Annotated in this window: 31 protein-coding genes and 1 pseudogene; 4 read left to right on the forward strand and 28 right to left on the reverse strand. The window is 33.9% G+C overall.

What is annotated here, in order from left to right:
- Positions 1-174: 174 nt before the first annotated feature.
- The 10 genes from HPT25_RS27735 to HPT25_RS27775 form a co-directional block, all read right to left on the reverse strand.
- On the reverse strand, positions 175-1884 hold the full coding sequence (locus tag HPT25_RS27735; RefSeq protein ID WP_173071986.1) for a DEAD/DEAH box helicase family protein: 1710 nt from the start codon (positions 1882-1884) through the stop codon (positions 175-177).
- A 526-nt stretch (positions 1885-2410) separates the two neighbouring features.
- Positions 2411-3121 carry a hypothetical protein gene (locus HPT25_RS27740; protein WP_173071988.1) on the reverse strand — a complete coding sequence of 237 codons (711 nt, stop codon included), beginning with the start codon at positions 3119-3121 and terminating at the stop codon, positions 2411-2413.
- 105 nt (positions 3122-3226) lie between these two features.
- Positions 3227-3436 carry a hypothetical protein gene (locus HPT25_RS27745; protein ID WP_173071990.1) on the reverse strand — a complete coding sequence of 70 codons (210 nt, stop codon included), beginning with the start codon at positions 3434-3436 and terminating at the stop codon, positions 3227-3229.
- A 59-nt stretch (positions 3437-3495) separates the two neighbouring features.
- A complete protein-coding gene (locus HPT25_RS27750) occupies positions 3496-3732 on the reverse strand; it encodes a hypothetical protein (protein WP_173071992.1) in 237 nt (78 codons plus the stop codon).
- A 160-nt stretch (positions 3733-3892) separates the two neighbouring features.
- On the reverse strand, positions 3893-4345 hold the full coding sequence (locus HPT25_RS27755; RefSeq protein ID WP_217270025.1) for a hypothetical protein: 453 nt from the start codon (positions 4343-4345) through the stop codon (positions 3893-3895).
- Between the two features lie 269 nt (positions 4346-4614).
- Complete coding sequence (locus tag HPT25_RS27760; protein ID WP_173071996.1) at positions 4615-5358, reverse strand: hypothetical protein; 744 nt, start codon at positions 5356-5358, stop codon at positions 4615-4617.
- A gap of 237 nt (positions 5359-5595) precedes the next feature.
- Positions 5596-5853: a hypothetical protein gene (locus HPT25_RS27765; protein WP_173068920.1), complete on the reverse strand. Its 258-nt coding sequence runs from the start codon at positions 5851-5853 to the stop codon at positions 5596-5598.
- A 78-nt stretch (positions 5854-5931) separates the two neighbouring features.
- Positions 5932-6528: a hypothetical protein gene (locus HPT25_RS27770; RefSeq protein ID WP_173071998.1), complete on the reverse strand. Its 597-nt coding sequence runs from the start codon at positions 6526-6528 to the stop codon at positions 5932-5934.
- Positions 6529-7306: 778 nt separating this feature from the next.
- Positions 7307-7804, reverse strand: a complete 498-nt coding sequence (locus HPT25_RS28545; protein WP_217270026.1) for a hypothetical protein — start codon at positions 7802-7804, stop codon at positions 7307-7309.
- A 263-nt stretch (positions 7805-8067) separates the two neighbouring features.
- Positions 8068-8436 (reverse strand): hypothetical protein, encoded by a 369-nt coding sequence (locus HPT25_RS27775; protein ID WP_173072000.1) that lies wholly within the window; start codon positions 8434-8436, stop codon positions 8068-8070.
- A gap of 1293 nt (positions 8437-9729) precedes the next feature.
- On the opposite strand from HPT25_RS27775, the gene HPT25_RS27780 reads away from it, so the two are divergent.
- Positions 9730-10050 carry a hypothetical protein gene (locus tag HPT25_RS27780; RefSeq protein ID WP_173072001.1) on the forward strand — a complete coding sequence of 107 codons (321 nt, stop codon included), beginning with the start codon at positions 9730-9732 and terminating at the stop codon, positions 10048-10050.
- A gap of 236 nt (positions 10051-10286) precedes the next feature.
- Here the strand turns inward: HPT25_RS27780 and ltrA are convergent, their stop codons facing one another.
- From ltrA to HPT25_RS28930, 3 genes are all read right to left on the reverse strand, one after another.
- A complete protein-coding gene (gene ltrA / locus HPT25_RS27785) occupies positions 10287-11615 on the reverse strand; it encodes a group II intron reverse transcriptase/maturase (protein WP_173071662.1) in 1329 nt (442 codons plus the stop codon).
- Between the two features lie 730 nt (positions 11616-12345).
- Positions 12346-12630 carry a hypothetical protein gene (locus tag HPT25_RS28925; RefSeq protein ID WP_246277414.1) on the reverse strand — a complete coding sequence of 95 codons (285 nt, stop codon included), beginning with the start codon at positions 12628-12630 and terminating at the stop codon, positions 12346-12348.
- Positions 12631-12639: 9 nt separating this feature from the next.
- A complete protein-coding gene (locus tag HPT25_RS28930; RefSeq protein WP_246277415.1) occupies positions 12640-12936 on the reverse strand; it encodes a hypothetical protein in 297 nt (98 codons plus the stop codon).
- A gap of 390 nt (positions 12937-13326) precedes the next feature.
- Between HPT25_RS28930 and HPT25_RS27795 the strand changes: the two genes are divergently transcribed.
- From HPT25_RS27795 to tnpC, 3 genes and pseudogenes are all read left to right on the forward strand, one after another.
- Complete coding sequence (locus HPT25_RS27795; RefSeq protein ID WP_173071546.1) at positions 13327-13521, forward strand: hypothetical protein; 195 nt, start codon at positions 13327-13329, stop codon at positions 13519-13521.
- Positions 13518-13871, forward strand: coding sequence for an IS66 family insertion sequence element accessory protein TnpB (gene tnpB / locus HPT25_RS27800; RefSeq protein WP_217270003.1), 354 nt, complete (start codon positions 13518-13520; stop codon positions 13869-13871). The genes HPT25_RS27795 and tnpB overlap by 4 nt, the downstream gene beginning before the upstream one ends.
- Positions 13872-13961: 90 nt before the next feature.
- Positions 13962-15555 (forward strand): annotated as a pseudogene (gene tnpC, locus HPT25_RS27805) (IS66 family transposase).
- 214 nt (positions 15556-15769) lie between these two features.
- On the opposite strand, the gene HPT25_RS27810 reads toward tnpC, so the two are convergent.
- The 15 genes from HPT25_RS27810 to HPT25_RS27880 all read right to left on the reverse strand — a co-directional run bounded on the left by HPT25_RS27810 (position 15770) and on the right by HPT25_RS27880 (position 26400).
- Positions 15770-16483 carry a CPBP family intramembrane glutamic endopeptidase gene (locus tag HPT25_RS27810; RefSeq protein ID WP_173072003.1) on the reverse strand — a complete coding sequence of 238 codons (714 nt, stop codon included), beginning with the start codon at positions 16481-16483 and terminating at the stop codon, positions 15770-15772.
- A gap of 437 nt (positions 16484-16920) precedes the next feature.
- Positions 16921-17418, reverse strand: coding sequence for a kinase (locus tag HPT25_RS27815; RefSeq protein WP_173072005.1), 498 nt, complete (start codon positions 17416-17418; stop codon positions 16921-16923).
- A 53-nt stretch (positions 17419-17471) separates the two neighbouring features.
- Positions 17472-17624, reverse strand: coding sequence for a hypothetical protein (locus tag HPT25_RS27820; RefSeq protein WP_173072007.1), 153 nt, complete (start codon positions 17622-17624; stop codon positions 17472-17474).
- Positions 17621-18019: a hypothetical protein gene (locus HPT25_RS27825; RefSeq protein WP_312857298.1), complete on the reverse strand. Its 399-nt coding sequence runs from the start codon at positions 18017-18019 to the stop codon at positions 17621-17623. Before HPT25_RS27825 ends, HPT25_RS27820 begins: the two co-directional genes overlap by 4 nt.
- Positions 18020-18155: 136 nt before the next feature.
- Positions 18156-18389, reverse strand: a complete 234-nt coding sequence (locus HPT25_RS27830) for a hypothetical protein (protein ID WP_217270027.1) — start codon at positions 18387-18389, stop codon at positions 18156-18158.
- A gap of 217 nt (positions 18390-18606) precedes the next feature.
- Positions 18607-19470 carry an alpha/beta fold hydrolase gene (locus HPT25_RS27835; RefSeq protein ID WP_173066578.1) on the reverse strand — a complete coding sequence of 288 codons (864 nt, stop codon included), beginning with the start codon at positions 19468-19470 and terminating at the stop codon, positions 18607-18609.
- Between the two features lie 212 nt (positions 19471-19682).
- Positions 19683-20147: a MarR family winged helix-turn-helix transcriptional regulator gene (locus HPT25_RS27840; RefSeq protein WP_173072009.1), complete on the reverse strand. Its 465-nt coding sequence runs from the start codon at positions 20145-20147 to the stop codon at positions 19683-19685.
- Between the two features lie 256 nt (positions 20148-20403).
- Positions 20404-21207 (reverse strand): hypothetical protein, encoded by an 804-nt coding sequence (locus tag HPT25_RS27845; RefSeq protein WP_173072011.1) that lies wholly within the window; start codon positions 21205-21207, stop codon positions 20404-20406.
- A 304-nt stretch (positions 21208-21511) separates the two neighbouring features.
- Positions 21512-22090 carry a class I SAM-dependent methyltransferase gene (locus HPT25_RS27850; RefSeq protein WP_173072013.1) on the reverse strand — a complete coding sequence of 193 codons (579 nt, stop codon included), beginning with the start codon at positions 22088-22090 and terminating at the stop codon, positions 21512-21514.
- Positions 22091-22103: 13 nt separating this feature from the next.
- Positions 22104-22418, reverse strand: coding sequence for a hypothetical protein (locus HPT25_RS27855; RefSeq protein WP_173072015.1), 315 nt, complete (start codon positions 22416-22418; stop codon positions 22104-22106).
- 1 nt (position 22419) lies between these two features.
- A complete protein-coding gene (locus tag HPT25_RS27860) occupies positions 22420-22992 on the reverse strand; it encodes a MarR family winged helix-turn-helix transcriptional regulator (RefSeq protein ID WP_246277416.1) in 573 nt (190 codons plus the stop codon).
- A gap of 287 nt (positions 22993-23279) precedes the next feature.
- Positions 23280-24146 carry a hypothetical protein gene (locus HPT25_RS27865; RefSeq protein WP_173072019.1) on the reverse strand — a complete coding sequence of 289 codons (867 nt, stop codon included), beginning with the start codon at positions 24144-24146 and terminating at the stop codon, positions 23280-23282.
- On the reverse strand, positions 24121-24816 hold the full coding sequence (locus HPT25_RS27870) for a hypothetical protein (RefSeq protein ID WP_173072021.1): 696 nt from the start codon (positions 24814-24816) through the stop codon (positions 24121-24123). Before HPT25_RS27870 ends, HPT25_RS27865 begins: the two co-directional genes overlap by 26 nt.
- Positions 24800-25414, reverse strand: coding sequence for a hypothetical protein (locus HPT25_RS27875; RefSeq protein ID WP_173072022.1), 615 nt, complete (start codon positions 25412-25414; stop codon positions 24800-24802). The genes HPT25_RS27870 and HPT25_RS27875 overlap by 17 nt, the downstream gene beginning before the upstream one ends.
- A 125-nt stretch (positions 25415-25539) precedes the next feature.
- Positions 25540-26400, reverse strand: a complete 861-nt coding sequence (locus HPT25_RS27880) for a tyrosine-type recombinase/integrase (RefSeq protein ID WP_173072025.1) — start codon at positions 26398-26400, stop codon at positions 25540-25542.
- Positions 26401-26790: the final 390 nt, after the last annotated feature.

A 26790-nucleotide genomic window follows, 5' to 3' on the forward strand; every position in this document is an offset into this window, starting at 1 on the left:
AGACTTAGGAGTAAGTTCGGCCGACTTTACCTAGCTTCACACCTTTATCCTCTACTAAGGATAAACGCATGTAGGAGTATCAGACAGTTGGTTTCAGCTCAACATGAAGGCTTTCATTCCCAACTTCAATTCATTAGTTATACCTTTCTAGAGGTACGCCTATTTCATTGCTTTTCAGCTACTTATAAGGCAACGCCTCACACGTTCGTGCACTTCATCAATTATTGAAATATCAAAGAAATTTCTCATTTGACGACGAATGTACTCAATGGCTGCAATACGTCTCGGCATTCCTACTACTTTAGGTAACTCCTTATGAGTGTCCTGAATATGCTTAAATAGATTTGGATTTTTTTGCGCTAAGGCATGGGCAAGTTCTTTCTCATACATTGCCCACTCTTTGAAAGAGCTGAAGTGTGTTGGAACTTTTTTCGTCCATAGGCTATCACCACATTCTGAACAAAAAGCATTTTGTGGTTTCACGCTATTACTGATACGTCTGCCAGTTCCGAACTCATCTTCATTCATTGTCCGTTTCGTGTGTTTTGTCTCTTCTTCACCGTTTTCATTCGTCACAACATTAGTTGATTCAATGACTTGATGAGCGTGACCACAGGAAGGACAATAATATCCATATCTATATGGAGTGCGTTGTTCTGTTTTCTGCAAAGTGGTTTTCTTATAAGAAAACTCTACAGATGGAACAATCCGGCTATCTCCACGCATTGTAGTAAAGGAAATAACAAAAAAGGTAGGCTTAATTGGTTTCGGACGCCCTGCTTTTTCCCAAGCTACATGGTATTCAATTAATTGGCTTGTTTTTTCAATCACATGAATCTCAGCATGGGGAACAATTTCCCTAATTTCATCAGGCCACTTAGCTGTTAAACTTGGTGGCACCATGACGCACGCAAAATACCCTGTTTTCCCTTTTAAGTGATGATATCCTTCGGCAACACTTGTCATGACCGCCGTTTTTCCGGTGCTCATTTCCCCTTGAATAATCACAGCCTTTTGTTCTAGCAATCTTTTTGAGATGGCTGTCGCAACATGGCTTTGAACTGGGAATAAAGTTCGCGGGAAATTCTCAAAATGCTGCAAGGATTCATCTTCCATTGGGTTATGAGTCGGTTGAACCTCTTCTGCAAGTTTTTGAACCATTGCATCAGAGTACTCAAGTAGGTAATCAGTTAAAGAATTCACATTCTCTATTGCTTGACCCGTACCACTTTTCGGGAAAACAAGCGCTCCTGACTTTACCAACTCAGATATAAGGTTATCTGCATCCTCTTCTGATAGTTTGATTCGTAATAGCGACATACCATCTATAAACAGACTTTTGTCGTAATACATCTCAATCTCTTCCAAATAGCCACGAGATATTAACTCTTGGTATACGATTTCCTTCCAATCATCAAGGATGTGTAAACCGTATTTAGAGCCTCCGAGTAGATTGGCGATATCTTGTGCTGGATTACCGTCAAACGATAGAACATACTCATCATTCGCAAGTAATTTATCGTGAACAATCGCAAGGGCTTTTCGATTTTGATTAATGGTGATCGGAAATTTCTCGTAAGATCCTTTATCAGCACATAATTGAAAATCTCTCTGAAATTCGTAAGTTGTCAGTGTCTTTTCTCCTTGACCAAAATGGAATCCATTCGATCCAATATCCATCGCAGCCTTCATCGATTGAAGGGTGGAATCACTTCCTGCGATGATCGTCATCAGAATTAATGGTTGTTTCCAGGATTGGTCTGGCGCTTCGCAGGCTAGAGCGTAACAAAACGCATTTTGCCATGCTTGCTCTAGATACACTTCTAACATTTTTGGACAATCTTCTGTTTCTTCTAATTTCCACTCAATTTTGTTGTTGGACATAAAAAATCCCTAGCACATGAAGATGGGGTAGTATCCCTAACCAACATCATCAGCTAGGGATACACCTCCCTTATTTGTTTTATTTGTTTTTTTCGTTACATCTTTGTTCATTTTGAACTAGATTTTGATACAGATAGTAAGAAGATCTTTAATAAATATCTCCTTTCATCAGGTTCACACTCTCTTTCTAAAAGTTTTATATCTATATAAAAAACAAGAACGAAACAAAGCCAATAAGCTCAATCATTCTTGTTTGAATACACTCTTCATACGGTTTTTACAAAATAAAAAAGCCTTTGAAGTTTGATTAGAATAGGACACGAAAAAAATCATGTTCACTACTAATTAAACCTCAAAGGCTCCAATTGTTTGTTAATTCGACTGCTGACCCAAAAATGTTGGTCGCAAAAAAAAGAAAAAATAAAATAAGATGTAAATATTATACCTTTTTCCTTACATTTCGACAATACATTTTAACGATCTTGGGCACGTGGGTTCTTGCCAAATTCCTAAAACTTTTGACCACCTATATAAACTCTATTTCTTCCTCTTCACTTTCCTCTATTCTTGTAGAAAGAATTTGCTGTAGCTGCAACAGGGAAGAAAGTAGTTTTTTCTCTTTGTCACTCACGTTTAGATAGAGTTCTCGAAAATCTGTTAAATATAAGTCATCTTCATCGAATGGATCATGGTCAACTGCGGCATCATTCCAGTCATCTGCCGTTATAATTTCCTCGTTTGCAAACCATTCTTCTAACTTGATGACATAACGTTTATAGAAGGGCTCTATCTCACTCAATTCTTCCCAATTTTCAACATATCTCATATCGGCCTGTGCCGATTTATAATTAATAGCATATTGTGCATCGATATCATCAAATTCATTGGTTGATTGGAAATTTTCTTCTGATTTTAAATTGAACATATAAACCCAATAATTACTATCAAATGGATTAGAATATGCAATATAGAAAGTTCCACCACGAGAAAATACAATGTAATGTTCATCTTCAATTATTAAATTGTATTTGATTTTCAAGGCTTTCATATATCGATTTGGTTTTACTTGTGGTTTGTAAAAGTCATCATTTCGTTCAGGCCTCCGAGTGACCCCATTACTTTTACATTTTTTGCATAAATGTATAGCATGACCTTTTCCGCTAAAACTCTCATTAGATTTATAAGAATCGCATCCCCAGCAATAATGGCCGACTTTCTTTTTTCTCCTTTTTCCCATTATTATCATCCTTTGTTAATGGTTATGTACTCACAAATGTCAGTATTATCGTAACACATTTGTCCTAAGCCTACAGAAAGAGTTTAGATTCATTTTCTAATCTTTTTATAGTAGATGATATGTCTTTAATAATCGGTTCAATTCTTCAGCACTATAAGGTGTATGCTTGGCTACTTCATACAACGGCATACCACTATCCAAAAGGCTTTTAGCTACTCCGAGCATACCCATTATTGTGGCATCCTCTAATCTACTTCTTTCGTCTGAAAGTGCCTTAGCTCTACGTTCGTTCTCTTTTCTAGTTTCAGTATTCATTAAAGCCCCTCACAACTAAATTTATGCGACTTTATAAATTCCAATAAAGCCTTGATGTATTAGATATTATTGTTATTGCTTTTGGTAATGTCATTATACATTTTCTCAAATAGTTCTAATGGAAGTGAAAATTTAGTTGTTTTGAAATTCATTATATTCGTAATGATTTCAACTGTATTTCCCTTTTTCACAACTTCTAAAAGTGAATTTTCACCAATATCCCTGACAGATACGAAACTGTTTCCGTTTTTCTTCTCTTTTTGCTTGTATTCATAATTAAAACCAAAATTACTCAAAAAAATCTCTCCATTCAATAAGTTAACGGGTTTAATTCGAATCATTAGTTTCCTAGCGGATGCGCTTATTTTAACATTTCGTTTTGTTGCTTAGAAAAACTATGATCATCAACAATCGGGCGCCCGATCGGTGATGTTCGTTATTTAAAGTAAAGTACCCTTAGTTGAAGAAAATCAAGACAGATTTGAATTGATTCAAAAATCTCTTTAGATTAATAAGCATTTCTTTTAATTCTCCATATATATTTTGCTCAGCTAAATAATATCCATCTGATATATAATGAATTTCCTTTTCAATCCACTCACAACTAACTGGTAAATACTCAATTAACTTGTCCATTTTTTCAATCACGCTAGACATATCTTCAGTAGTATTTATATATTGATTAAGTAATCCGAGTATTATTTTAGGAGGGAGGTCGTAATCAAACTCTCCCTTGACATTCATTAATTTTAAATTAATAACTTCTAACTTTTCTTTAGCAGATAACGATAACTCAATTATTTCATATGGTGGGGTATCAATATGTTCAATTAAATTGTCTGCCCATTTTATAACTTCTTCGATAGTTAATAGTCCTATTGAGACACCTAATCTATTTACTTCTGCCATTAATTTTATGTTGTCCATCAAAAATCACCTATTGATTTTACTATTTTTATCATATTCCACTATTTTTGAACAATTCCTTCTTTAAACTGCCATTTAACTGATTAAAGACCAAGAAAAATGGACTGCTGATACAGTACATCTTTGCTCAATTCTTGCGCCCAATAATGGAATAACTGAATAACTTCTATTAGCTGGTTTAATTGAAGTTACTTCAACATATTTTTAAATAAATAACAGTATATGATATTACCAAAAAACTTGAGATATATTTATTTAAATTCCACTTCCATGGACTCTGTACCACTTTTATCGTATTGATTCCCATAAATGATAACATGTTTATCACCTTTCCAATAGATATTGAAAGTTGAGATATTGTATGGGTTACTTCCTGAAAATTCACCGTATTTTTGTAATTTCCCTCCAACTTTTCCGTAATAAACCTGTATAGGGACGTTATCGTTGTAATGATACATCCCTTTTGAATAGGTGAGTTTCCTTAATTCCACGACATTAACATGATTAGGAGATTCGCTTTTTTTAAAAGGGAATAGCCCTAATTCCTTTTGGACAACTTGAAAAGGATTAACGTTTGAACCTTTGTCTGGAACATTAAATTCAATTACTTCTGGATCTTGTCTCTCTCCTGATAGAAGAATCGTCGCTTCATCATTGTTTTTCCAATTTATCGATATATCAGAGGACGTTAGACTTTTCCTATGATTATTGATTACACGCTGGATTTTAAAATTTTCGAACGAAATCACAACAATTGGATCACCGAAAGAAAGGGTGCCTTTTTGTACCACTCTAATTGTATGGTTTTGTTTAGGAGATTTGCTTACAACCAGATATGTATCTTCAGGTTTATGGTTAATCTTTGAGGTTAATACAAACACCGAATAAATAAATGCAACTAGTAGTATAAAGCCTACTATTAAACATCCCGAACCTACTAGGAACTTGGTGCGCTCCACGTGATATTCTATCTCATCATCATCATCTATCAACATAATCGTCCTCCCTACTTGTTTAGAGTTATTAAGTAAGCCTTTATCTAACCTAATAAAATATATCACATTATTACATAGAATATCTATGTATATAAATATTTTTAAGCAATCTAAACATAAAGAAAGAGCACAATTCTGTTGAAGAATCGCGCCCTATAATGGAATAAGATTGAGCTTCTATTAGCTGGTTTGTAGAAGATCATTATTGAAGTAAGGCACCCCGTTAGTGAAAAAAGTTTATTTACCAACTGTCCAATGAAACTTTTCCCTAAAGTCTTCAAAGCACTGATTACAAACCCAGTGATAATTATCTTCTGTTGTGTACCCTTCGTGAAGGTCTTCTGGACCTGACCCTTCGGAAAATTTATCTAAACAAAAAGCACAGTGGTCGTGCTTCCAGTTATCACTATATTGGTTGTACTCTCTCCAATAAAACGTTTTGCCCAACAGATATTTTTCTTGCCCTTGTAATCTCCAATCATCATTCGTTATCATTTTTAATTGTTCTCCTTCAGTAAAACATTTAACAGTTCAACCCAACTAATTAGCTAAAGCCCTCGTTAAAGATGAAGATTATTCAAAACAAGCAACTTCGTGTTGAGCTAAGAATATTTTATATAATCGTTTTGAGTCGTGCCCTTGTTCATCGTCTCTCCATCTAATCGCTACTGCAACCCCTTGAAGGTCGACGTTGTAGTCGCCTGTATATCCAGCAAGAACAACCTTTCCGAAATTGTTACTTCTTTTATATGTTAACTCCATACCCCAAAACAATTTTGGATGCTTCTTCTTTAGAACTTCTCCCAAATATATACCTACATCTCTTAAAAGGATTTCCGATTGTTCCGTAAACCTTTCTTTCGCTAAATGTTTATGAATCACTTTTGCAAGTGGGCTTAAATGAGCAGTTTTTTCCTCTAATTCCACTTCGGGCACCATTTCCTTTATCGTATGTTCAAAAGCCCAATCCCATATAGGTATTAAAGATTTTGGTGTATAGTTAAGTACGCCACCATCACTCTCAAAGGCTTTATTTAAAATTTCCAGCCTTTCTGGGAACGTACTTAATGCCCATTCATTAAGGATTCTAAGTTTCCTTTTCGGATATTTTGCTTTTTCCATTTTTTCTTCAATTTCTCTTGGGACATTGTGAATTGGGTAGTCAAACATACTTAAATCCTCCGATTAGTGCCTTTAGTTATCTAAAAATAAGTTTATCATAATGGTTCTTTATCAATAGAATTTTTGTGTGCCCTTGTTAAGCTAACCTCCTAGTTATCTTTATAACTTCAACAAAAAAAGCGTTAATCTTTCTTCGATTAACGCGCCCGATTGTTGAAGATCGTTATTAGGTAAAGCTCCCTGTTACTTCAATAAGGATTCAGATGCTTGTTTTATCCAGTCATTTATATCCTCATCATTATTAGGATCATCTGGTGCGACTTTTTGCTATGAAATATAACTTACTTCATATTCCTCGCTGGTCTGACAGTCAAAAAGAACAGATATATTCTCTATATATAATAAGAAGTAAGCTGTTATTTACCTAATTTCAGGAAATTACATATATAATAGGCCTAATATTATATATACTTTTTTGAATAAAATAGAAAATTGGTACATACGGAGGAAAACCTAATGTTTTATTTTTCTGTAACACTAATAATGGCCATATATGGATTTATTGCTTTACCTTGGGGAGTCATCCTTCTCGTAATAAACTTAATTAAACAAGAAAGCACGCGTTTATCTATCATCTTAATAATCACATCAATAATTTGTCTTATTTTTGTTATAAACTTTATAGCTGGTTTTAGAAGCTTTTATAATTAATTCTTAAAAAAAGAGAGCAATTCTTACTACAGAATTGCGCCCGATTGTTGAAGAACTTAATAAAAAAAATAATACTTTACCACTATTTCATATTAAGCTAACGCACCCAGTTAGCTCAACAAGAAGTTTTATCAAAATCGTCTCTGAATGACTTTTTTCGGTTCCAAGCCCTAATTAAATTAGTGTGAAAATCTCTAGGATCTTCAATGTCGAACCAAACTATGGCATAACCTTGTGCTGGATAAGAATTCTTATGCCGTTTCATAATCGTTTCCTGACAGTTATAGAGAGGACAAATTATTGTTGTCTTTCCCCTTTTATTCATGAATTCTATTTTCTCGATTTCATTCCAGTAAACCTTATTTCCATTAAAATTAACGACAACACCATCTTCATCCCAATAGTACCCCTTCCCCTCCCTTCTTTTCTTCCAGTCATAAAAACCCAAAAAGATAACCGTAAAAGAAAATAAGAACCCAATGATTAGAGGAAAAGAGATTCCCGTAGGGATAGCCAATATACACATCAAAAAGAAGAAGATACCTACTCCAAAAAAACTTATGATTATTCTCCAAGAAGTTCGATAGATTCGCACATTCTCCAATTGAATCACACCTTATTATGTTATGAATATTTATTGAACAAACAGCCACTATAGTTTAAGTGCAATCCTTCACAAAATGTCATACCGATTTTAGATATATATTAAATTATACTTCAGATTCTTATTCCATTAAATGCTGTTACATAAAGAAAGAGCACAATTCTGTTGAAGAATCGCGCCCGATTGTTGAAGATCGTTAATTCATTGACCTTGCAATTTCTAACATTTTTTCTTTCGGTAATCTTGAACATTAATTAAATCGTAATATTAACTTAGAGGTTATTTTTTAGAATTAAAGCATTTAAACAATTTGCAAATTTATCCATTTCATTTCTATCTTTTAATATATCTTCTACATTGCTTTTTTCAATATATTCTTGTATAGAAACATTGGATAAAAAGAGAGAACTATGCCTATTTAATAAATCCTGAAACCATATTTCTTGGCGTAATTTTTTTACTTTCTTATGATATTTTAAATAAAACTTATTAAGTCCTATTAAAAATAAGACTACTAATAATACAAATATTGATAAATCGTAATATGTAATAGATTTAGTTAATATTTTTTGAATAATATTAAATGAAAATATAATTAATCCAACAAAGCTTCCCCAAAAAATACCTTTCCAATATTTCATTTTCATCCTCCTTATAACACTTAATAAAACGTTAACTTCTAAATTTCGTCTTCAACTGACTACTGCACAGTTAGTCGAAGAACTGAACCTTTTATCATTTAACTATATTTTACCATATAACGCAATAAATCCCTTGGATCGATGTAAACAGCTAAAATTGGCATATTAAATAACAAGCAAAATAGCACCCCCTTTCACATGATGACAATAGCCAATGTCAAGATGTTATTTGTGGTGCTATTTACTATATTAATTTCGGCTTATTTCCTTATGAATCGTTTCTTTATCAGCGAGTATAGGTCTGTTATTTGCTATGCTAAAAAGGGTGAGAAATCATCTTCTATTTGCAATGTTTCTCCACGAAAACGGAACAACTTAAGGAACTATAATGAGGCTTTTATTTTTCTCTTGAGTATTCTGATTCTATGCCAAAATACTTTTTCCTTCTTGCACTAGCCTGCCCACGTTACTTTAAGTAAATTTCTCACAATTTCTTCATTCATTCCAATTTCCTTTAGACGTGATGTTTAACAATCTGGCCCTTTAAATAAAAAAGAGCACAATTCTTACTGCAGAAGTGCGCCCGATTATTGAGGTGAAAACTTTTACAATTTTTCCCCATTTTTGTAATTTATGATAATATTAGACTATATCATATTTATCGTTTAATCCATATATAACATTAAAGTGGATTAATATGCGCTTATTGGAGACCTTGGAAATCAATAAACCAAAAGTAACTATGTCTCTTTTTCAGACTTAGGGGGGTCTCACCAACATTGTGTGGTTAGCTCAGTTTGCATCATACGTGAATTCATAAAGGATAGTGATCTTGTTGACGAAGTTTATTCAAATTATTTCTGTTTTGACTTTTGCATTCGGTATTTGTGTAGCAATAAGACAACCAGATTTTATGACTATTGTTCCTTTATTAGGTTTCGTAGTTATTTTATATTTACGACATTATTCAAAATACAACGCGTATATACCGGTAATTGTATTTGTTTTTTTGATATACGCTGCTAAGTTTATTGATATGTTGCTTCCAAACGGCATAGTTAGTTCTAGTCTCGGAAATACAGTAATGATAATTATAATTGTATTTCTTTTTGGTGTTTCAACTGCACTTATGTATTATTTACGTGATATTGACAGAAAAAGAACAGGTTACTACAAGAAGTAAGGCATTGCCTTACTATTGTTTTTTTCACCTGGTCTACAGTGATTGATTCACTTTATGCTGTGGTATCAGACTTCCCAAGCTATTTTACTAAAGTAAAGGGTGGGTAATTCTTGAATTCATATTCACTTACAATCATGGAGTGTATTGCTATATTATTTTATGCTTTATTTTGGAAAAAACGAGGAAAGAAATGGTTATTTAGAACATTTACTCTTGTTTTTCTTTATGGTTTATTATATTTTTCCCTTCTTTTAATTAATGCTTCTGACCTATTATATGTTGTTTTGATGACTGCTGTAATACCGATTATCACATTTTTATTTTATAAAGCAAGCATACATAAAGAAATTAAAGGCAACCCTCAAATGTATATAGGAGCTGGTTTGCTAGGTTTTATTATAAATATAATTGTGTATTATTACAGCCGATAACAGTATCTAAAACAGGGTATTACCAGCGAAGTCACGACCTGCAATAAGCCTAATTTAAATGTCGAAATTGGGCTTTTTCGTATTCAAGAAAATGGGCCAATTCATTGAGAAGAGCGCATTTCTTACTCTAGAAGTCGAGTAGAAGGGAGCCTTTCTACCTTACGGTAAATTGAACTCCATTCCCTCCCAGAACCGTGCTTGCACTATTAATGCACACGGCTCCTCCTAGTCATCATTCACAGAATGTAGCTAATCTCTTTTCTTAATTCATATATATTCACTTTAATTCTTGGTGAAGGTAGTGGATATTTATCAAGAAATAGTCTGAATTTATCCCATGTAAAGGATTTTCTTTGACTTCTTCTGTTGAGCCATTTAAACAGTAAGTCCTCGATTTTGCACTTGAAGTTGCTAACATTTAGGATATTATCAGTGATGCAATAATAGTTGTAATAACCAATAAGCGAGCGTCTAAATCTGTCCATGATTATGTGAATATTCTTATTCCTATTCTTCTTCAGCCATTCTTTAGACTCTTTTAATTTACCTTGGACTTTCTTCCTACTCGATTTCCGTTTCACCCGAAAGTTCCCTTTTTTGCTTTTCCCACAATAGTGTGTAAAGCCTAGGAAATCAAAGGTTGCTGGTTTACTGTTTCCCTTTTGATTTGTATATTTCTCCGCAAAACTCCCGAAGGGAATAATTTTGGTTTTATCCTCGGCAATTTCCAAGTTAAATTTCTTTAATCTAAATTTTAATGATTGGAAGAACTCCTGAGCTTCGCTCTGATATTGAAAACAGCACACAAAATCATCAGCATACCTTACTATATATGCTTGTCCCTTGCATTGTTTCTTGACCTTTTTCTCAAACCATAAGTCGAGGACATAATGGAGATACACATTGGCTAATACCGGGGATATTACTCCACCTTGCGGTGTGCCATTATCTGTTTTATATTTCTTCCCTTCCTCCATGTATCCACCTTTAAGAAACCTACCAATTATTCTTAGTAGGTTAGGGTCAGCAATTCGCAGTTTTAAGAACTCCATCATCCATTTGTGGTCAACGTTGTCAAAGAATCCGCGAATATCGACATCTACTACATAATTTACTGACCTCTTTTCAATATAGAAGTTCAGTATTTTCAAAGCATCATGGCAGCTACGATTTGGGCGAAACCCAAAGGAACATTCTAGAAAGTCATTTTCATAGATGGTATTAAGTAGCTTCGTAATGCCTTTTTGAACAATCTTGTCCTCATATTCCGGTATTCCTAGAGGTCTTTTCTTGTTTGAATTGAGCTTCGGAATATACATTCTTCTTACTGGAACAGGACGATAACTGTTGCTTTTAAGCCTGCTTACTAACTCCTCAATGTTTTCTTCTAAATTTTCATCGTACTGCTCTTTAGTTATACCGTTAATCCCGGTTGCTTTCCTATTGGGCAGTTCATAATGACATTGAGTTAGTGTTTGCTTATTTAATAGATGTGCAAGAGATGTAAATTTCATTTTAGGTTCAGACTTTGCTAATTCTGCTATCCTTAGTAGTTTTGTTTTCATTTAAAATATCTACCTCTGTGTGTAGTAAATGTGTCTCTAGTAAGGGTGATATCTAGGTAGCAGCCTTTCCTCCATCGGCATTACCCAACTTCATTGGTACTACGCTGCTATCCGACTCCCTACATCGGCATTTGGTTTCCTTGCTTGTTATCGCTTGTACACCATACTCTTCTAAAAAAAAGAAAAGACCGGTAGGGTCTCCTGAGTTGCCGTATCATATCAATGTATAACGTGCCAAGGTCTATGACTCCAGAGAGGTCTTACCCTTCTTGCCTTTAACGAGGGGTAAAATGTAGCTTTCTGCAGCGCATAAAGCATCAGCCCTCTCGACTTACAATCATTATGGAGCTCAATCCCTTCAGCCATTTGGCTTTCGGCCCGCCACCTAACTGTCTACGCTTAAAGACTAAAGTTACCTTTAGTCCTCCAAGACTCGCTACGAGTGAATGGCTAGTTCTTACTCGACGGGAATCCCACCCGTTATATGATACGACCTAAGCTCAGCCGCACATGCGCCCGATTGTTGAAGATCGTTATTGAAGTAAAGCTACTGGTTTGTTAAAGTAGATTTTTTCACAATCTTTTACATTAAAGTTGGGCAATCATTCTAATATCTTTATGTTTTCTTCCGCCCGCTACCTTAAACTTTTGCACCCGTTTAGTGTAAGTACCTTCCTACACAAAGGTTAAAACAAAAAGCAATGCAATGGATACCTTTGAAGTCGCTTAATTAATTTGAACTAATGAAAAACCAATTTTTAGCCATTCTATTTATTTCTTTTATATCTCCATCAAATGCATTTTTTAATGGTTTTTGGTCTGTCGTTGCGTATACAAATCCAGAAAAGCCATCCAAGACTCCTCGAAATGTAAAGAAAAGAATGTTATATCCATTGCTCGTTTTCTCTACTACTATATCGCCACCTCCAGCAGAAAGGTGATCGTATTTTTTAGGTAAATGAATAAGGGATGAATTGTCGGTAACATTTGGTTTAATTTCTCCATTTACTACCATCTTTATTATTTACTCTCTTTCAGTCTGGTTTAATTTAAAATTTAAATCCAATACAATTTGATTAAAAGGGACGATGAATAGCAAAACAATGGTAACAACTTGTATTGTTATAGGTTTCCAATCCCTTTTTTTGAACAGCGATACGACTGCTAGAATGGTTATGACAATAAAAAAGCCAAACAACAAAAACATAACTGGTACCATTAAAAATGAAAATATATCGAATAAACTCCATTGAAAAAATTGATACAGAATGACACATATACTGGTGATGAAGGATAAGAGCAATAGCTGGTTTTGTTTCATTTTCCCCCCAGAAATTCTATAAATTTACCATTAATTTTAACACACAAGTTTTAATGGAGATACACCCTTTATTACACCCCTGACAGGATGGAGGAATTTTCTCAAAACCACCTTTGTTAACTGCAATTTAACGGATTAAAGACCAATAAAAATGAACTTCTAAAACTGTTCATCACTGTTCAATTCTTGAGTACTAAAATGAAAATGAGCGCTCATTCTTGTTACTGAATCTCGCCCTATACATAAAGAAAGAGCACAATTCTGTTGAATAATCGCGCCCTAATGGAATACTTAAAACTCCTTTTGTAAGCCCCCAATCAAACAACGCATATAAACAAGCAGCGCCTTCAGGTACTATGAATGTATCAATTTAAGGGAGGTGCTTTTCATATGCCACAACAAAAACTAACCATTGTCCCCGTAACATTACATTCCGAAAACAAAAATACTTCCTCAAAAAATCCAGTAGTGATTTCCTCCAATCCTACTTGCACGGTCAAAACTGGAAACGTTGAAATTTCCTTCTTCAACGGCGTAGGTGAGCACATCATCCAAACGGTTATGAGGGAGCTGAAAAATCAGTGATACACGATTATACAAGTGTGAAAAATATTTATATCATTTGTGGTAAAACAGACATGAGAAAAGGAATTGATGGCCTGGCAACACTGATTCAAGATTCTTTCGAACTTGACCCATATGGCGATTCCATTTTCTTATTTTCAGGGTGGAGTAAAGATCGCTATAAATGTTTATATTTTGATGGTGATGGATTCGCCATGCTTTATAAACGTTTGGATAACGGGAAACTTCAATGGCCAAAAGATGAAGATGAAGTACGCAATCTTTCTCAACAGGAGCTTCGCTGGCTCCTTGAAGGGTTATCAATTCAGCAGCCAAAGGCCATTCAGCCATCATCAAAAGGTGTCTTTTAAATTCGTTAAAGCCCTTTATTTTACCTTTATTCCACTGTTTGAACTCGTTATAATAAGAAGAGTGAATCCGAACAAAGAGTGGTGAATGATGTGACGAACGTTTCTTCTACAAGTGAAAGTCAATTTGATAGATTAATTCGATTACTTGAAGAGCAATTGGCGCATTCGAATCAACAAAACCAAGAACTATCAAAAAAATTGGATAAATCGTTGAAACAGAACGAAGCGTTAACCGAGCAAGTTCGCCATTTAACTAAGCTTTTATATGGATCAAAAACCGAAAAATCGAAATACAATTCACCAGATGGGCAAGTATCACTATTTGAAGATGACCCGTCTTTTAATGAACCTGAGCACACAGGAGAACAAAGCCAACAGACCATTTCTTACACTGTTGTACGAAAAGTTCAAAAGAAAAAACGAAATGATTCATTGCATGATGGTATTGAAGTAGAAGATGTTCACCATCATCCAGAAAATACGATCTGTGACTGTTGCCAAGGGAAAATGATTGAAATTGGCAGTACAATCGTACGGGAAGAAGCAGAATTTATTCCTGCTAGAATGAAGAAAGTCCAACACATTGAACATGCTTATGAATGTAAAAATTGTAAAGGCTCTACATTTCATCAAGCACAAATTAAACGTGGTAAAGCGCCGCAAGTTCCCATTCAACGTAGTATCGCAAGTCCTAGCGTACTTGCCAAAGTAATATATGATAAATTTTCACAATACTTGCCCCTTTACCGTCAGGTAAAGGAATGGGATCGTTATGGCCTCAATACCAACGATAAGAACCTTTCGAATTGGGTCATTCGTGCATCCCACGATTGGCTATTGCCTATTTACGAGAGATTGAAAGATTTAATGATGAATAAATCTCTCTTACATATTGATGAAACGTATGGACAAATTCTCCGCCGATCCGATGGGAAATCTGGTCAAACCAATGCCTATAATTGGGTGTGTCGAAGTGTTCCATGCCAAGGACCGCCAATAACTCTCTTTCATAGCGCATTATCACGGGCTCGCTCTGTCCTCGAAGGTCTCATTGAAGGTTTTTCTGGAACGATTGTTTGCGACGGTTACTCTGCCTACGATAAGTTGGAGGGCATCACATTCGCAAATTGTTGGGCGCATGTTCGTCGTTATTGGCTTAAAGCGGATAGCAACTATGGGCGAATCGGTGTGAGCTATTGCGACGATTTATATCGACTCGAAAGGAAATTTAAACATTTGTCTCCGAGTCAGCGCAGAAAAAAACCGCCAAAAATACTCGAAGCCGATTGTAGATAACTTCTTTGAATGGGTTGAAATGTCACCATTCTACGGAAAAAATGCTCTCGCAAAAGCAGCCGAGTACACATTGAACAGGGCAAATGGGCTCAGAGCATTTCTGAACGATGGACGCATTGAAATTGATAATAATCCTGCCGAAAATGCCATCCGTCCCAACGTTATAGGAAGAAAAAATTGGCTCTTTAGTGTTAGTGAAGCAGGAGCAAAAGCGAACGCCATCTGTTTGAGTATCGCAGAAACCGCCAAGAGTAACGGTGTTGATTTCTACGAATATATAAAGAAACTTTTGACGGATCTACCGAATCTCAGCATCCACCAAAACCCTGAAATTTTAGACCAATACATGCCTTGGTCAAAAATGATCCAGGCAGAATGTAGTAAATAAATGAAAAAGCCGTAATTCGATTGAAAAAATCAGATTTTACGGCTATTTGTGATGCGTACCGGAAGGTGCGCTTCTTTTTTATATTTCGGGCTTACCTCCTTTTTACTGAAAGATATAATTTATATGAAATAAAAAAGATGCAAAGGTCATCCCTTGCATCTTTCTGCATCATTGAAATCTCGTATTGTATAACAATGAGGTCTATTTTAAATAACTAAACAGCAATTTCTTGACTGTCAATTGAAGACTTTTGATTTGATGTAAACGCAAATTTCACATCAATCAGAAAATGAAGTAGGATACACAGCCACAAATTGCCCGTTACAAGAAATACATATAACAATATACCTCCTACATATGCTGTACCAAGAACTCCCTTCCATCCTTGATACAAATGAACGATTCCAAATAAAAGACTTAACACTATTATTAATGAAATAATAGATAATTCAAAAGGAAGATGTTCAAAGTAGTATAACATAACACTGCGAAACACAACTTCTTCACAAAATCCTGCTGTAATAGCGACAATGACAAAAAGTATTCTTTCTTTTAATGTGATTGGTAACATAAATCGAATTGTATCTATTTGGCTGTGCATCCATTTTGAAAATACTTGCTTTATTTTTTTGGAAAAAATAAAGATTAATGCGTAAATAACCAAAGCTATTATAGCCCCAATACCTGTGGCTTTTAACCTGTCTGCATGAGATGAAAGAATTGGATTGTCAACATAGAATAAATCAACGAACGAACGTTTAGTTAAAAACCAATAAGCAAAGAAAATAGCGACAATCACCCATTGAGGTATAATGACCGTCAGATACATTCTGCTCTTATTGCTAAAATTCCCTTTCTTCATATAAAAATAATCCCATATAGGATAACCAACAACTATACTTACTAAAAATACGCTCAAAAAAGTCATTGACTAACACCTCGTAACCTTACTATATTTAGAAATTGACACATATTAATAAGTTTCTTACTTATCTCTGCTCTAAAATTATCCATTTAATTCTCATCCACTTCTGAAAAATCATATTTATAAATTTACCAAAATTAGATAAAAGTTCACCAATGTAAATTATGGTAAATAGAAGTATATTTAAATTTTAGTGTTCATTGAGAGTGCACTCTGTTGCAACATCCGAAAATATAGTTGTCACTTTAACAGTTATTTTGCACCCGTTTCTAGAGCTATTTTGCACTATAAATAATAAAAACAAGGCCAATTTCTCAACATTTAAATTAAGAAATTGGCCTTTTATCATTACTTCAGAAACGCGCCCGATTGTTGAAGATCGTTATCGAAGTAAAACACCCGTTGTTTGAAGAAGAACATTAGTATTTCAAACCAAATAATTACCTTTGTAGTTGATTTAAAATTAGTTTCAAAACATCGTTCTGAGACATATCATTAGTCAATATTGTTTCTCCATCCACGCCAAGGTTATCGTTTGGATTCCACCAATCACGTAAAGAATCTTCTCCGAATTCCATCTTTTTCGAGCTCGAGTTATGACGTTTGACTGTTTCCTCAAAGGATAAATCAAAATAATAAGTATATGACTTTTGTTTATAGAACTGGATTAAGTTATTCAGCATTTCACCATAACGATTTTTATACAAGATTCCCTCCACGATAACATTTTCACATTTATCTTTACCATATTCCGCAATTTGGCGAATCAAATCTATTGAGAGGTTCCCTTCTCTATCGTGAACCTTCAACATTTCACGACGAACGACATCCTGAGAAACTAATAGCGTTCCATGCCCCAAATGATTTTGAAGACTTTTCGCAGTAGTTGTTTTTCCACTCCCAGAGTTTCCTCGTATGATAATTAGCTTAGATTCCATATTCTCCCCCTACGCAGCTAAAATTTCATTCTATTTATATAATCTACCTTTGGTTATTTCAACATTTTCATACTTGATTCGATATAGAAATTAATTATTCCTTCTTCATTTACCCTGCCATTTAACTGATTAACTACAAAAAAATGGACTGCTGATACAGTCCATCTTTGCTCAATTCTTGCGCCGATTGTTGAATAAGCAATCACAATTTATTAACCTGGCGCTTGGATTGGATAATATACCAACCTTTAGATTCTGACTTATAGTGAGCCACATTAAATTCCTTTAATTCTATTAAATCACTGAAGAATGTAGGGATGTTACAATCCCAGTTTAATTCTTCCACTTTAAGAGGGAAATTATCTCTGTTTGGGTTTGGAGTATGAATATATACTGCATCTTGACCAGAATCTTTATTATCCAATAAAACCCATGATTGAAAAGGTTTTTCAAGCATATTTAGCTGAGTTAATACCCTTTTATATAAAGCTAAATATGCTTTTATATGCTCTTTTCTTATATGAACACTTCCATTTCCAACACCTTCCCAGTCAAGGTGGACATGATAAAGCTCAAACCAGGACTCATTATCAAGTTCCAAGTTAAAATTATTTACTTGACGCCATATATTACGAAAATACCTCTTTTTCCCACGAAACTTTTTCAGAAATATTCCTCCTTTTTTATCTAATCTCTTCTTGTATAAGCCTGCTTTCGTTAGATTAATTACATTTGAACTAATCGCTAAAATCTTTAATTATCGTTTCTATTTCATTAACATCATAAAATTCACCATCGCTAATGAATTTTTCAATTTCTACCGAACCATCCTCCATAAACTCAACTTCCCAACGTTGACCCGGAACAGCAATTTCCACCATAATCGCTTCTTTTCTTACCTTATTTAGTTTATAAAAAATATTTCCCTCTTCTAGATTGTTAAGAAAATCAATTAAATCTTTAATCCCCACGAAATGCCCCCCAATATTAAGTAATAATGAAATAAATATTCTAAACCAGTATTAACTTAACACTGCAATTGAACTAATGAAAGATCAAGGAAAATTGACAGCTGAAATCCTTTTTATTCTGTGTAAGATCAATGCCAAATTCCTTTTTCGGATAAACACTCTTTTGAGGAAGATCATTTACCTATCTATCTTAGACAAATATTAGTTCTTTAGACGTTTAAGAATAGCGTGTAAGAAATTCTACAAGCTTTTCATTTACATTTTCAGACTCTTGACCAAGCCATATTAAATGCCCCCATGAATCGAGTAAACATACCTCGGAATCCGTGATTTGTTGCTGAGCGTAATAAGCATGTTCAAATGAGACTGCTCCATCGTGTTTACTATGCATAATTAAAGTCGGACAAGAAATAGCTTGCAAGTCTTTGAATGTAACTTCTTTTGTCTGTAATAAGTCGATTAAAAAACCATGGCCTGACCGTTGGCGATTATTCATTTTTCGAATTTCATCAATATCTCCGGCTGCCATCTTACTCTTCATCTCTGCATATGAAAGCTTACTAAATGAAGACAACATTTGTTTAAAGATAAATTTAGGAAAACGATTATTTATGCATGAAATAAGTTTCCATGTTGTTTTTTCAAGTTGAGGACGGAACAAAATTTGCGCTATTTTATATTCTTTATCCTTGGGTGTAAGCCATTCTTTTGTAACAGCGCTTTGTAGGGTTAATGTTTTGACTCTGTGTGGATAATGGGAAGCGAAATATATCCCGGTGGGTCCACCTGCCGAAACAGATAGGAGGTGAACCTTTTCAATCTCTAAGTGATCCAATAGTTTCATATAGTACTCACAAGCTTTATATAAACTTTCCCCAATTTCTTTGGTCGTCCTACCGTATCCTGCTCTTGAAGGGGTAATCACAGAAAAGCCGTTCTGAACCAATGCTCTATATCCAAATTCCTCATAGCAATTGGAATGTCCACCATGCATCACAAATACCGGTATTTCTCCTTTTTCTGTTATGGAATACTCAATGGTATTACCGTCAACGATAACTGTATCGAATTTTCTTTCCATTGGCACTCACCTTCTTATTAACATCTTTTTCCCAATTATAACGTTTTTCTCGTTTGTTCATTAGTAGAACCTTTTATTCAAATAGACTCTTAATAGAGAAGCTTCGATATATTCACGATTTATCCTTCGAATATTCTACAATCTGGTCCTATAAATAAAGAAAAAGCACAATTCTGTTGAAGAATCGCGCCCGATTGTTGAAAACGATTTGCTTAAAAACCACTTTCAATTAAGTGATTTAATAGTACTTTCTGTATACGAAGTAAAGACTGAATATCTTCTTCGGGTATTTTATCTAATGCGAAAAGCATAGTCTTATAAGATATCGAATTCTTACTGGATTTTTTTGAAACTTCCTCACCTTTAATAGTTAATTTTAACTTGACTTCTCTTCGGTCTTCCAAAGAAAATTCTCTTTCTACTAACCCCATTTTAACTAATTTATCTATACCAACACTAATTGTACTTTTTGATGAGATAAGCTTATCAGCCAACTCTTGTTGCGTTAATTCAGGAAATGCGAGTAGTGTATTAAGGATTGATAACTGTTGTAATGAAAGCCCCAAACTTTCAGCATTTTTTTTCGTTAAATTAGCCGTAGTTTTGTTAATAGCCCAGAATGATTGATAAACTTGCATTACTTGCTTAACTTTTGGGTCGTTAAAATTTAAGTCCATTTAAGTCACTCCTCCATCAAATAGTTCAAATATAAACTGTTCATTAATAAACTATTTTATATGAGAAAATACCAAAAATAAACTTTAATATTTAATTAAATGCCAGTTTAACTGAATAAAGACCATGAAAAAGGACTGCTGAACAGTCCATCGTTGTTCAATTCTTGCGCCCGATTGTTGAAGATCGTTATTGAAGTAAAGCCTCCGTTTTGTTTAAGTCATTTTGAAGAAACGCCTCTGTCGTATAAAAATATATCTAATCGAACTTTTGACATTGTTTTTGACTTTCTTCTTGCGAAATATGTTTCTTAATTTTTACATTTGTCACTTTTAACCCCTCTAGGTTAGAATCCCATACAGAAAAAGTAAGTTTATCATAATCTCCACCGTGATGTCCTGAATAGTTTAAAGCACTTGCAAAAATAAGATGTCTCCTGGGGTCCCCATCAATGGGGTCAATTTGGATTTTTGGACACATAAAAAACTCTGAATAAGATGGTCCCAAAATATATAAATAACGTGTAAACAATGCTTCTTCAAGCAATTTTTCTTTAGTAGGTCCGTTCAATTCTTTTCTCCACCCTACTACGAGCCAATCATATAGGGATTGGGACTTTATTTGCACTTTATGGCTATTCTTCGAAATGATTAATTCCCCATCTTTAGCTGTACAGGTTTTGCGTTTGTTTTCGAGTACACACTTATATGCAGGTTCAATGGTAATCACTTCATCATTTACCGTTTTTAATGTCAATTTATTGGATGGTTTCTCTAAAGATACCTCAGTTGTTCCGATCACTCGGCTAGAGTTATTAAGCCAATGCACCACTTTTCTAAGCACAGGCTCTTGATAACCATCGTTAATACTGAATACTCGATGAAGTCCAGAATCATTTTCTATTTTAATGTTTTGAACCTCATTATACTCTAATGAGTGATTCATTAATTGTTCTAAAAAAGGAACCCGTTGATTAGTATTTTTCTTTGCTAAAGCCATTTGACTGTCTGAATTAATTAATAATCCTATGAGAAGTAGAGTGACAATATTAAATCTCCTCATATCGTGATTTTCCTACCTCTGCTAAATTCTAGAAAGACTTTTCTTACATTACAGGTTGTAACATCGTTAAAATTGCTTGTTCCCAAAGCGTCCAAATGGGCAGCCTCCTTACATTTCATAAGCTCTACTTTTAGTCTTGGGAATTAATTTACGATTATTCATCTTTAACTTAACTCCCATTTTACAGATTAACGACTATGAAAAAATGGACTGCTGTTGCAGTCCATAAATTCTTCAATTCATGCGCCCGATTGTTGAAGATCGTTATTGATGAACCCCCAGTAAGAAACGGAAGTCTTCTCTTTTACTTCTTTAAAAGCATATAGTAATGTTCATAATCTTGGTTTCCATCCTTAACCTCCTGAAAACCAACGGACTTTGCAAACTTTTTAACTTCTTCTTTTGAAATTCTGTTCTGCAACGGTGGACCTATTTGACCTTTAGAATCCTTGTCGAACTCTGCAATTAAAACCCGTACATCTACATTAATATGTTTATAGACGTTTCTTAATAAATCAATTGGAGAATCTGCGTGATGAAGAACATCAGTAAACATAACAATATCAACATTTCCTACAGTGTCCAATGAGGTTTCAGCATTTCTACAAATAGGAATAATGTTGTTCATCTTTTCCTTAATTTCTCTTAGAAAAAAATCAAGAGCTTCCTTCGATTTGTCTAATGCATAAATTGTACCTTCTTCTCCAACAGAATTGGCATATTGCAAAGTAAACATACCTGGTCCAATTCCAATATCAAGAACAGATTCCCCTTGTTTCATATCCGTAAGCTTCATCCACTCGTAAACTAATGGAACTCGTTCTAATTGTCTTCGTTTGACCTCTTCCCAGCCTACATAAGATAAATCTTTGTGAAAGTCCATTATGTTTAACTCCTTACCAGCCAAAGTTTGTAAGAGTAGAATAAATAAAATATAACGATACCAAAACAGCGATAACGGTTAAAGCAATCATCCAAATTTCTTTACAGCGATGTTTAAACAAGCGATAAATAGAGAAAAGTGTCGTTGCTACGGTCATCAATATCATAAAACGACGAATCCAAAGGATCCCTGACATAGCAGCCATCATATTCGTACTACCGCCTAATAACATAAGAATCCCCATATGAATCCAATGATGGGATGTAGCAAGAAAGGAAAAGAGTACAGAAAATATTGAAGTGGTAGCTTGCTTTGTTTTAAAATTCATTTTATTCGCTCCTCTTCTTTAATAAGGCATCATTAAATAATTTGAATCCACTCAATATTTGATGCTGACTATCTTCTGAAACTTCATTCAAAATAGAACCGTAGTATTGGATTGACTGTTCTCTTACTTGTATCAACGAACGTTCCCCTTTTTCAGTTAAAGACACCAAAACTTCACGACGGTTTGATTCGTTCAATAGTCTATTTACAAAACCACCTTTCACAAGGGAATCAACCAAACGACTTACCGTACTTCGTTCTAGAAATAATTGATTCGCCAATTCACCAATGGTTAACGTTTTATTCTCTAATTCTTGTAAAGCAAATACTTGAGATGGAGACAAATTAAAACCACACTGAGTTACATTTTGCTCAAGCAATCCAAATAATCGAACAAACTTTTGAACTGTATTACGTAGTTCTAAAATTTCTTCACGATTCAATTTAATCACCTCACCTATATTTAATGATGTATTGTACAAATTATGTATCATACATATATTGTATTTTACATTTGTTTTCCAGTCAACAAAATGCTTATTTTGTTGGTTTTGAATATTAAAGTATCCTGCCAATTAGTTTAAGCGAAAGTTTTCACAAACTATTTAGTATACCAATTTTCTTAAAACGTTTTATTCAGCAATCTGGCCCGATTGTGGAAGATTGAGCTTAAAGCTAGTAAAGGATTTGCCTGCAAACATTATGTGACAACAAAAAACACAGTCTATTACACATTTCATATGATTTCCAATGTGTGATAGACTGTGTTTTGGCTGTATTCACCTCTAAAGTAAACCAGTTAATATGATTACTTCACCTTTTTTGTATTTCCCATTATATTTTTTCTTCTTTTATCTTATGACTACTCTGCAAAGAAATAATAATCTTCAATTACTGCAATATTTGGCACTATGTTTTCAAATGCAATATTATTTCTATTAGAAATTGCACTCAAAATATATTCAGAAATTCGTTGTCTTTCTGTTTCATAAATCGATTGATGTAATCCAATATTGATTAGATAAGTATCCTTTTCATCATTCGTAATTTTTAATATCGTAACATCCCCTGCTTTGCTGGTATTGTTTAATGTAGACCAATAATGCAATTCCCAGGATTCAGCTAATTCATTTTTTACGATTGGAGTTAAAAATAATTGTGGGGTCAAAAACTCAATGTCATTCAGATTCGATAACCAACCTTCGATTGGTTCGATATTGTTTTCAAGGTTTTTTTCCTCTTTTATATCTAAAAATGCCTGACGAGCCCCTAAACATGCAATATCAAAGATCGTTTGTTTAACCAAATCATATACATCTTCATAGTTTTGGAGTAGCCACATGATAAATTTTTGTGTCAGGTCTGTTCTGATCATATCATCTAACGTATCTTGCATTGCTTGTTTCAGTATTCCTGGTACTTCCTCCGTTAAATATCCAATAGGCTGAGTGAAAAATTCATCCGGAAAAACGGAATTTTCGTCAGCAAGTACTTCTCTAGCAAGATAATAACCATTTAAAAATTGGCTTTTGGCAGCTTCGAAGAATATTTCATCAAAAGAGCGTTGCTCTTCCTCCCCTTTAATGATTCGGTAAAACTTTTGACTATAAAAGTTAAAGACCCCAAAAAAATCTGCTTTAAAATTGTCATTGTGGTCAAATAAATCCCGCATGCGGTGTTCTGTGACTTTTATTAAAGTTTTTTCAGTTTCCTGTATTTGTTGAGTCATTATTATTTCCCCCTATTTCTTGGTAAGGCGGTGATGGATTATCCTCCGAGAATTTCCAACTCCCATTTTCATTGACAATAGTAGTTATAAAATATGCTTCCTCATTTGTATTAAGCGTTACTTTTCTATAAAAGTTTCCTTCGTCCTCAGCTTTATTAAGGTCTACAGTAGTAATCGTATACTTTATTCCATATCCCTTTTGACTTTTTATTGCTTCTTGAACATTGGTTAGAAACGATTTCCCTTTCTCTTCATTTGGTAAAAACTCTTGTATAAAGGTCTTTGAACCATACTTCATTAAAAAATCGTAGTATTGGTTTACATCTGTTTTTCCTGTACTAAAATCAAAGATTTCCTTACTGATTCTTAAGGCCATCTCGTTAGGATCAGAATAGGTATCCTTCATGGGAATGTTACTAATGTTTTGCTCTGTTCTTTTATCCTTGTCAATTTCCTTTATGTCTTCAGAAATTGGCTTCTCCAATTTTTTATAGATTTTATTAGCATCGTCCTTTGATTTTTCTTGTTCTTCTTTACGTTTATCCACTGCCATTTTATTACGATTTATTTCGTCATTTGCTTTTTTTGAAAAAGCATCTTGGCTGCATCCAGCTAAGAAAATAGTGGAACCAATAGATACCCCTAGCAAACATTTAACCAATTTGAGCATATGCCTTTACTCCATTAGCAATTATTCGTTTGTCCTGTTCACTTAAAAAATTAGCTAGTTCGGTACATTCCAACATTCCTAATGTTTTAAGTCCATTTATAAATAATGAAACAATATCGTGTATTTTTAATTTCATCTTATCTGGGATGACAGATAAATCTAGTTTTGTCTCCAGTACATATGCGAATGAACGAAGTGAGTTCTTATCTAGTGTTGTTTCTACTGTCACGGATTCCAATCGTCGCTTTCCAAAAATAATGATGAAAAGGATGATATCATGATAAGAAACGGAATGATTCGATGGAAGGAATCTTTTGTTATGGCCGTCATACCACTTTAAAACCTCCTGATAGAGGTCGTGATCCTCTAAAACAATAAACGCTTGTTGCTTTGGTAAATCAATTTTTACGAATTCTTGTAGTCCATTTGCTAAAATATAGTTATTTAAAAAAGCGGATTTGTTTCTTTCAAATTGAAAGTATAGTAGTTTTTCCTCGCCTTTTTTATATAAGTCCCCGGACCCTAATAAAGTAGCCATTAAAAGAGCTTTTAATGCTTTATGGGGCGGTTGATTTATATTTAAATCAGTAGTATCCATGTTTATTCAACCTCCCTAAATGCAAAAAAAATACCTCAAAATAGGTAGACTGATGATCCCTGTCTACTAAATCTATTTTGGGTATTTCCCATTTCTACGTTATGAATTTGATACATCCTATTATACTATCGGGATTCATATCTTTCAATTACTTCTTTTGCAAGCACACCAGCCCATGTCTTCTCGATTCCTAACTCCACAGCCAATTTATCTACAGAATAGTGTTTCTTTGTTCGGAGATGCTTGGTATAAAGCATTCTAAACTCGCTTAATGGAAAAGGTTTAGGCAAATCGTAAGCGTCTCTTATCATACATAATTGACTGGAGAGGATTTCTGATGTTATTGGTCCAAGCAACCCTGTATCATGCTTTTTGGTCGTAAAAACGTAATCTGAAGTATGAAATTGAGAATCTATAAAATGTGCAGCGAAAATATCTGCCTCTATCCCTTCTAATTCAATTGTTCTTTTTAAATTAGAGGTGCTTCTTTTGGTTTCAATAATGAACTTATTACCTAAGTCTATAACATCAGATTTTTTAAAGTGAAACTCCGATACTCTAAAGCCCCTCATAGCTAAAATAAATATTACTTTGGTTAGCACTTTATAAGAAGGGTTGGCTAAAACTTTAGGTTTAATCCCTAGAAGGAATTCATAATTAAGATCTTTAGGGGTGACTTTCTCTTTTTTTAGATTCTTAATTTTTACCGCTGGATCTACCTTTACGATATCTATTTGCCATAAGTAATCAAAATACTTCTTTAATATCCCTAAGTGTTTATTGATCGTTTGAACACTATTTCCATTCTCTTTTTTTGACTCGAGGAATCCTTTAATATCACTTGGCCGAACCTCAACTGCTTCAATGGTTCTTGCGTATTGTTCCTTTAAGAATGCATTAAACATATTGATTGTTTTCACATATGTTTCAATTGTCTCTTCGGAAAACTTATTGCTTTTAAGGTATTCATCAAAATAAATAGCCATTTTTATCACCATATTAATAAATGTATGTAAAACGTATAAAAACAAAAAAACTTCTAAAAAGCCTAGCTTCTTTTAGACGCAAAAATGTTTAGTAATATCAGGCTTTTCAAGCCCCTTATTCATAAAATTATAGCATATAGTTTCGGCTTTTCTTGTAAATATTGACCTAAATATAAGGAAAAAGTATAAATATTTACATGAATTGATACATTATCCCCCATCTTCCAGAACAATAATTTCGATGATTTTTTCCTCTACTTATTAACTTTTAATCACAAAATCGTATTTTTTATCCACCTGTTATAAACACTATTCATATTTACTAACGATCTCAACAATACTAATTCTATATTTATATGATTTTCGGATTTTAACAAAAATCGAACGATT

The organism is Neobacillus endophyticus (genome assembly GCF_013248975.1).
Lineage (GTDB): Bacteria > Bacillota > Bacilli > Bacillales > Cytobacillaceae > Neobacillus > Neobacillus endophyticus.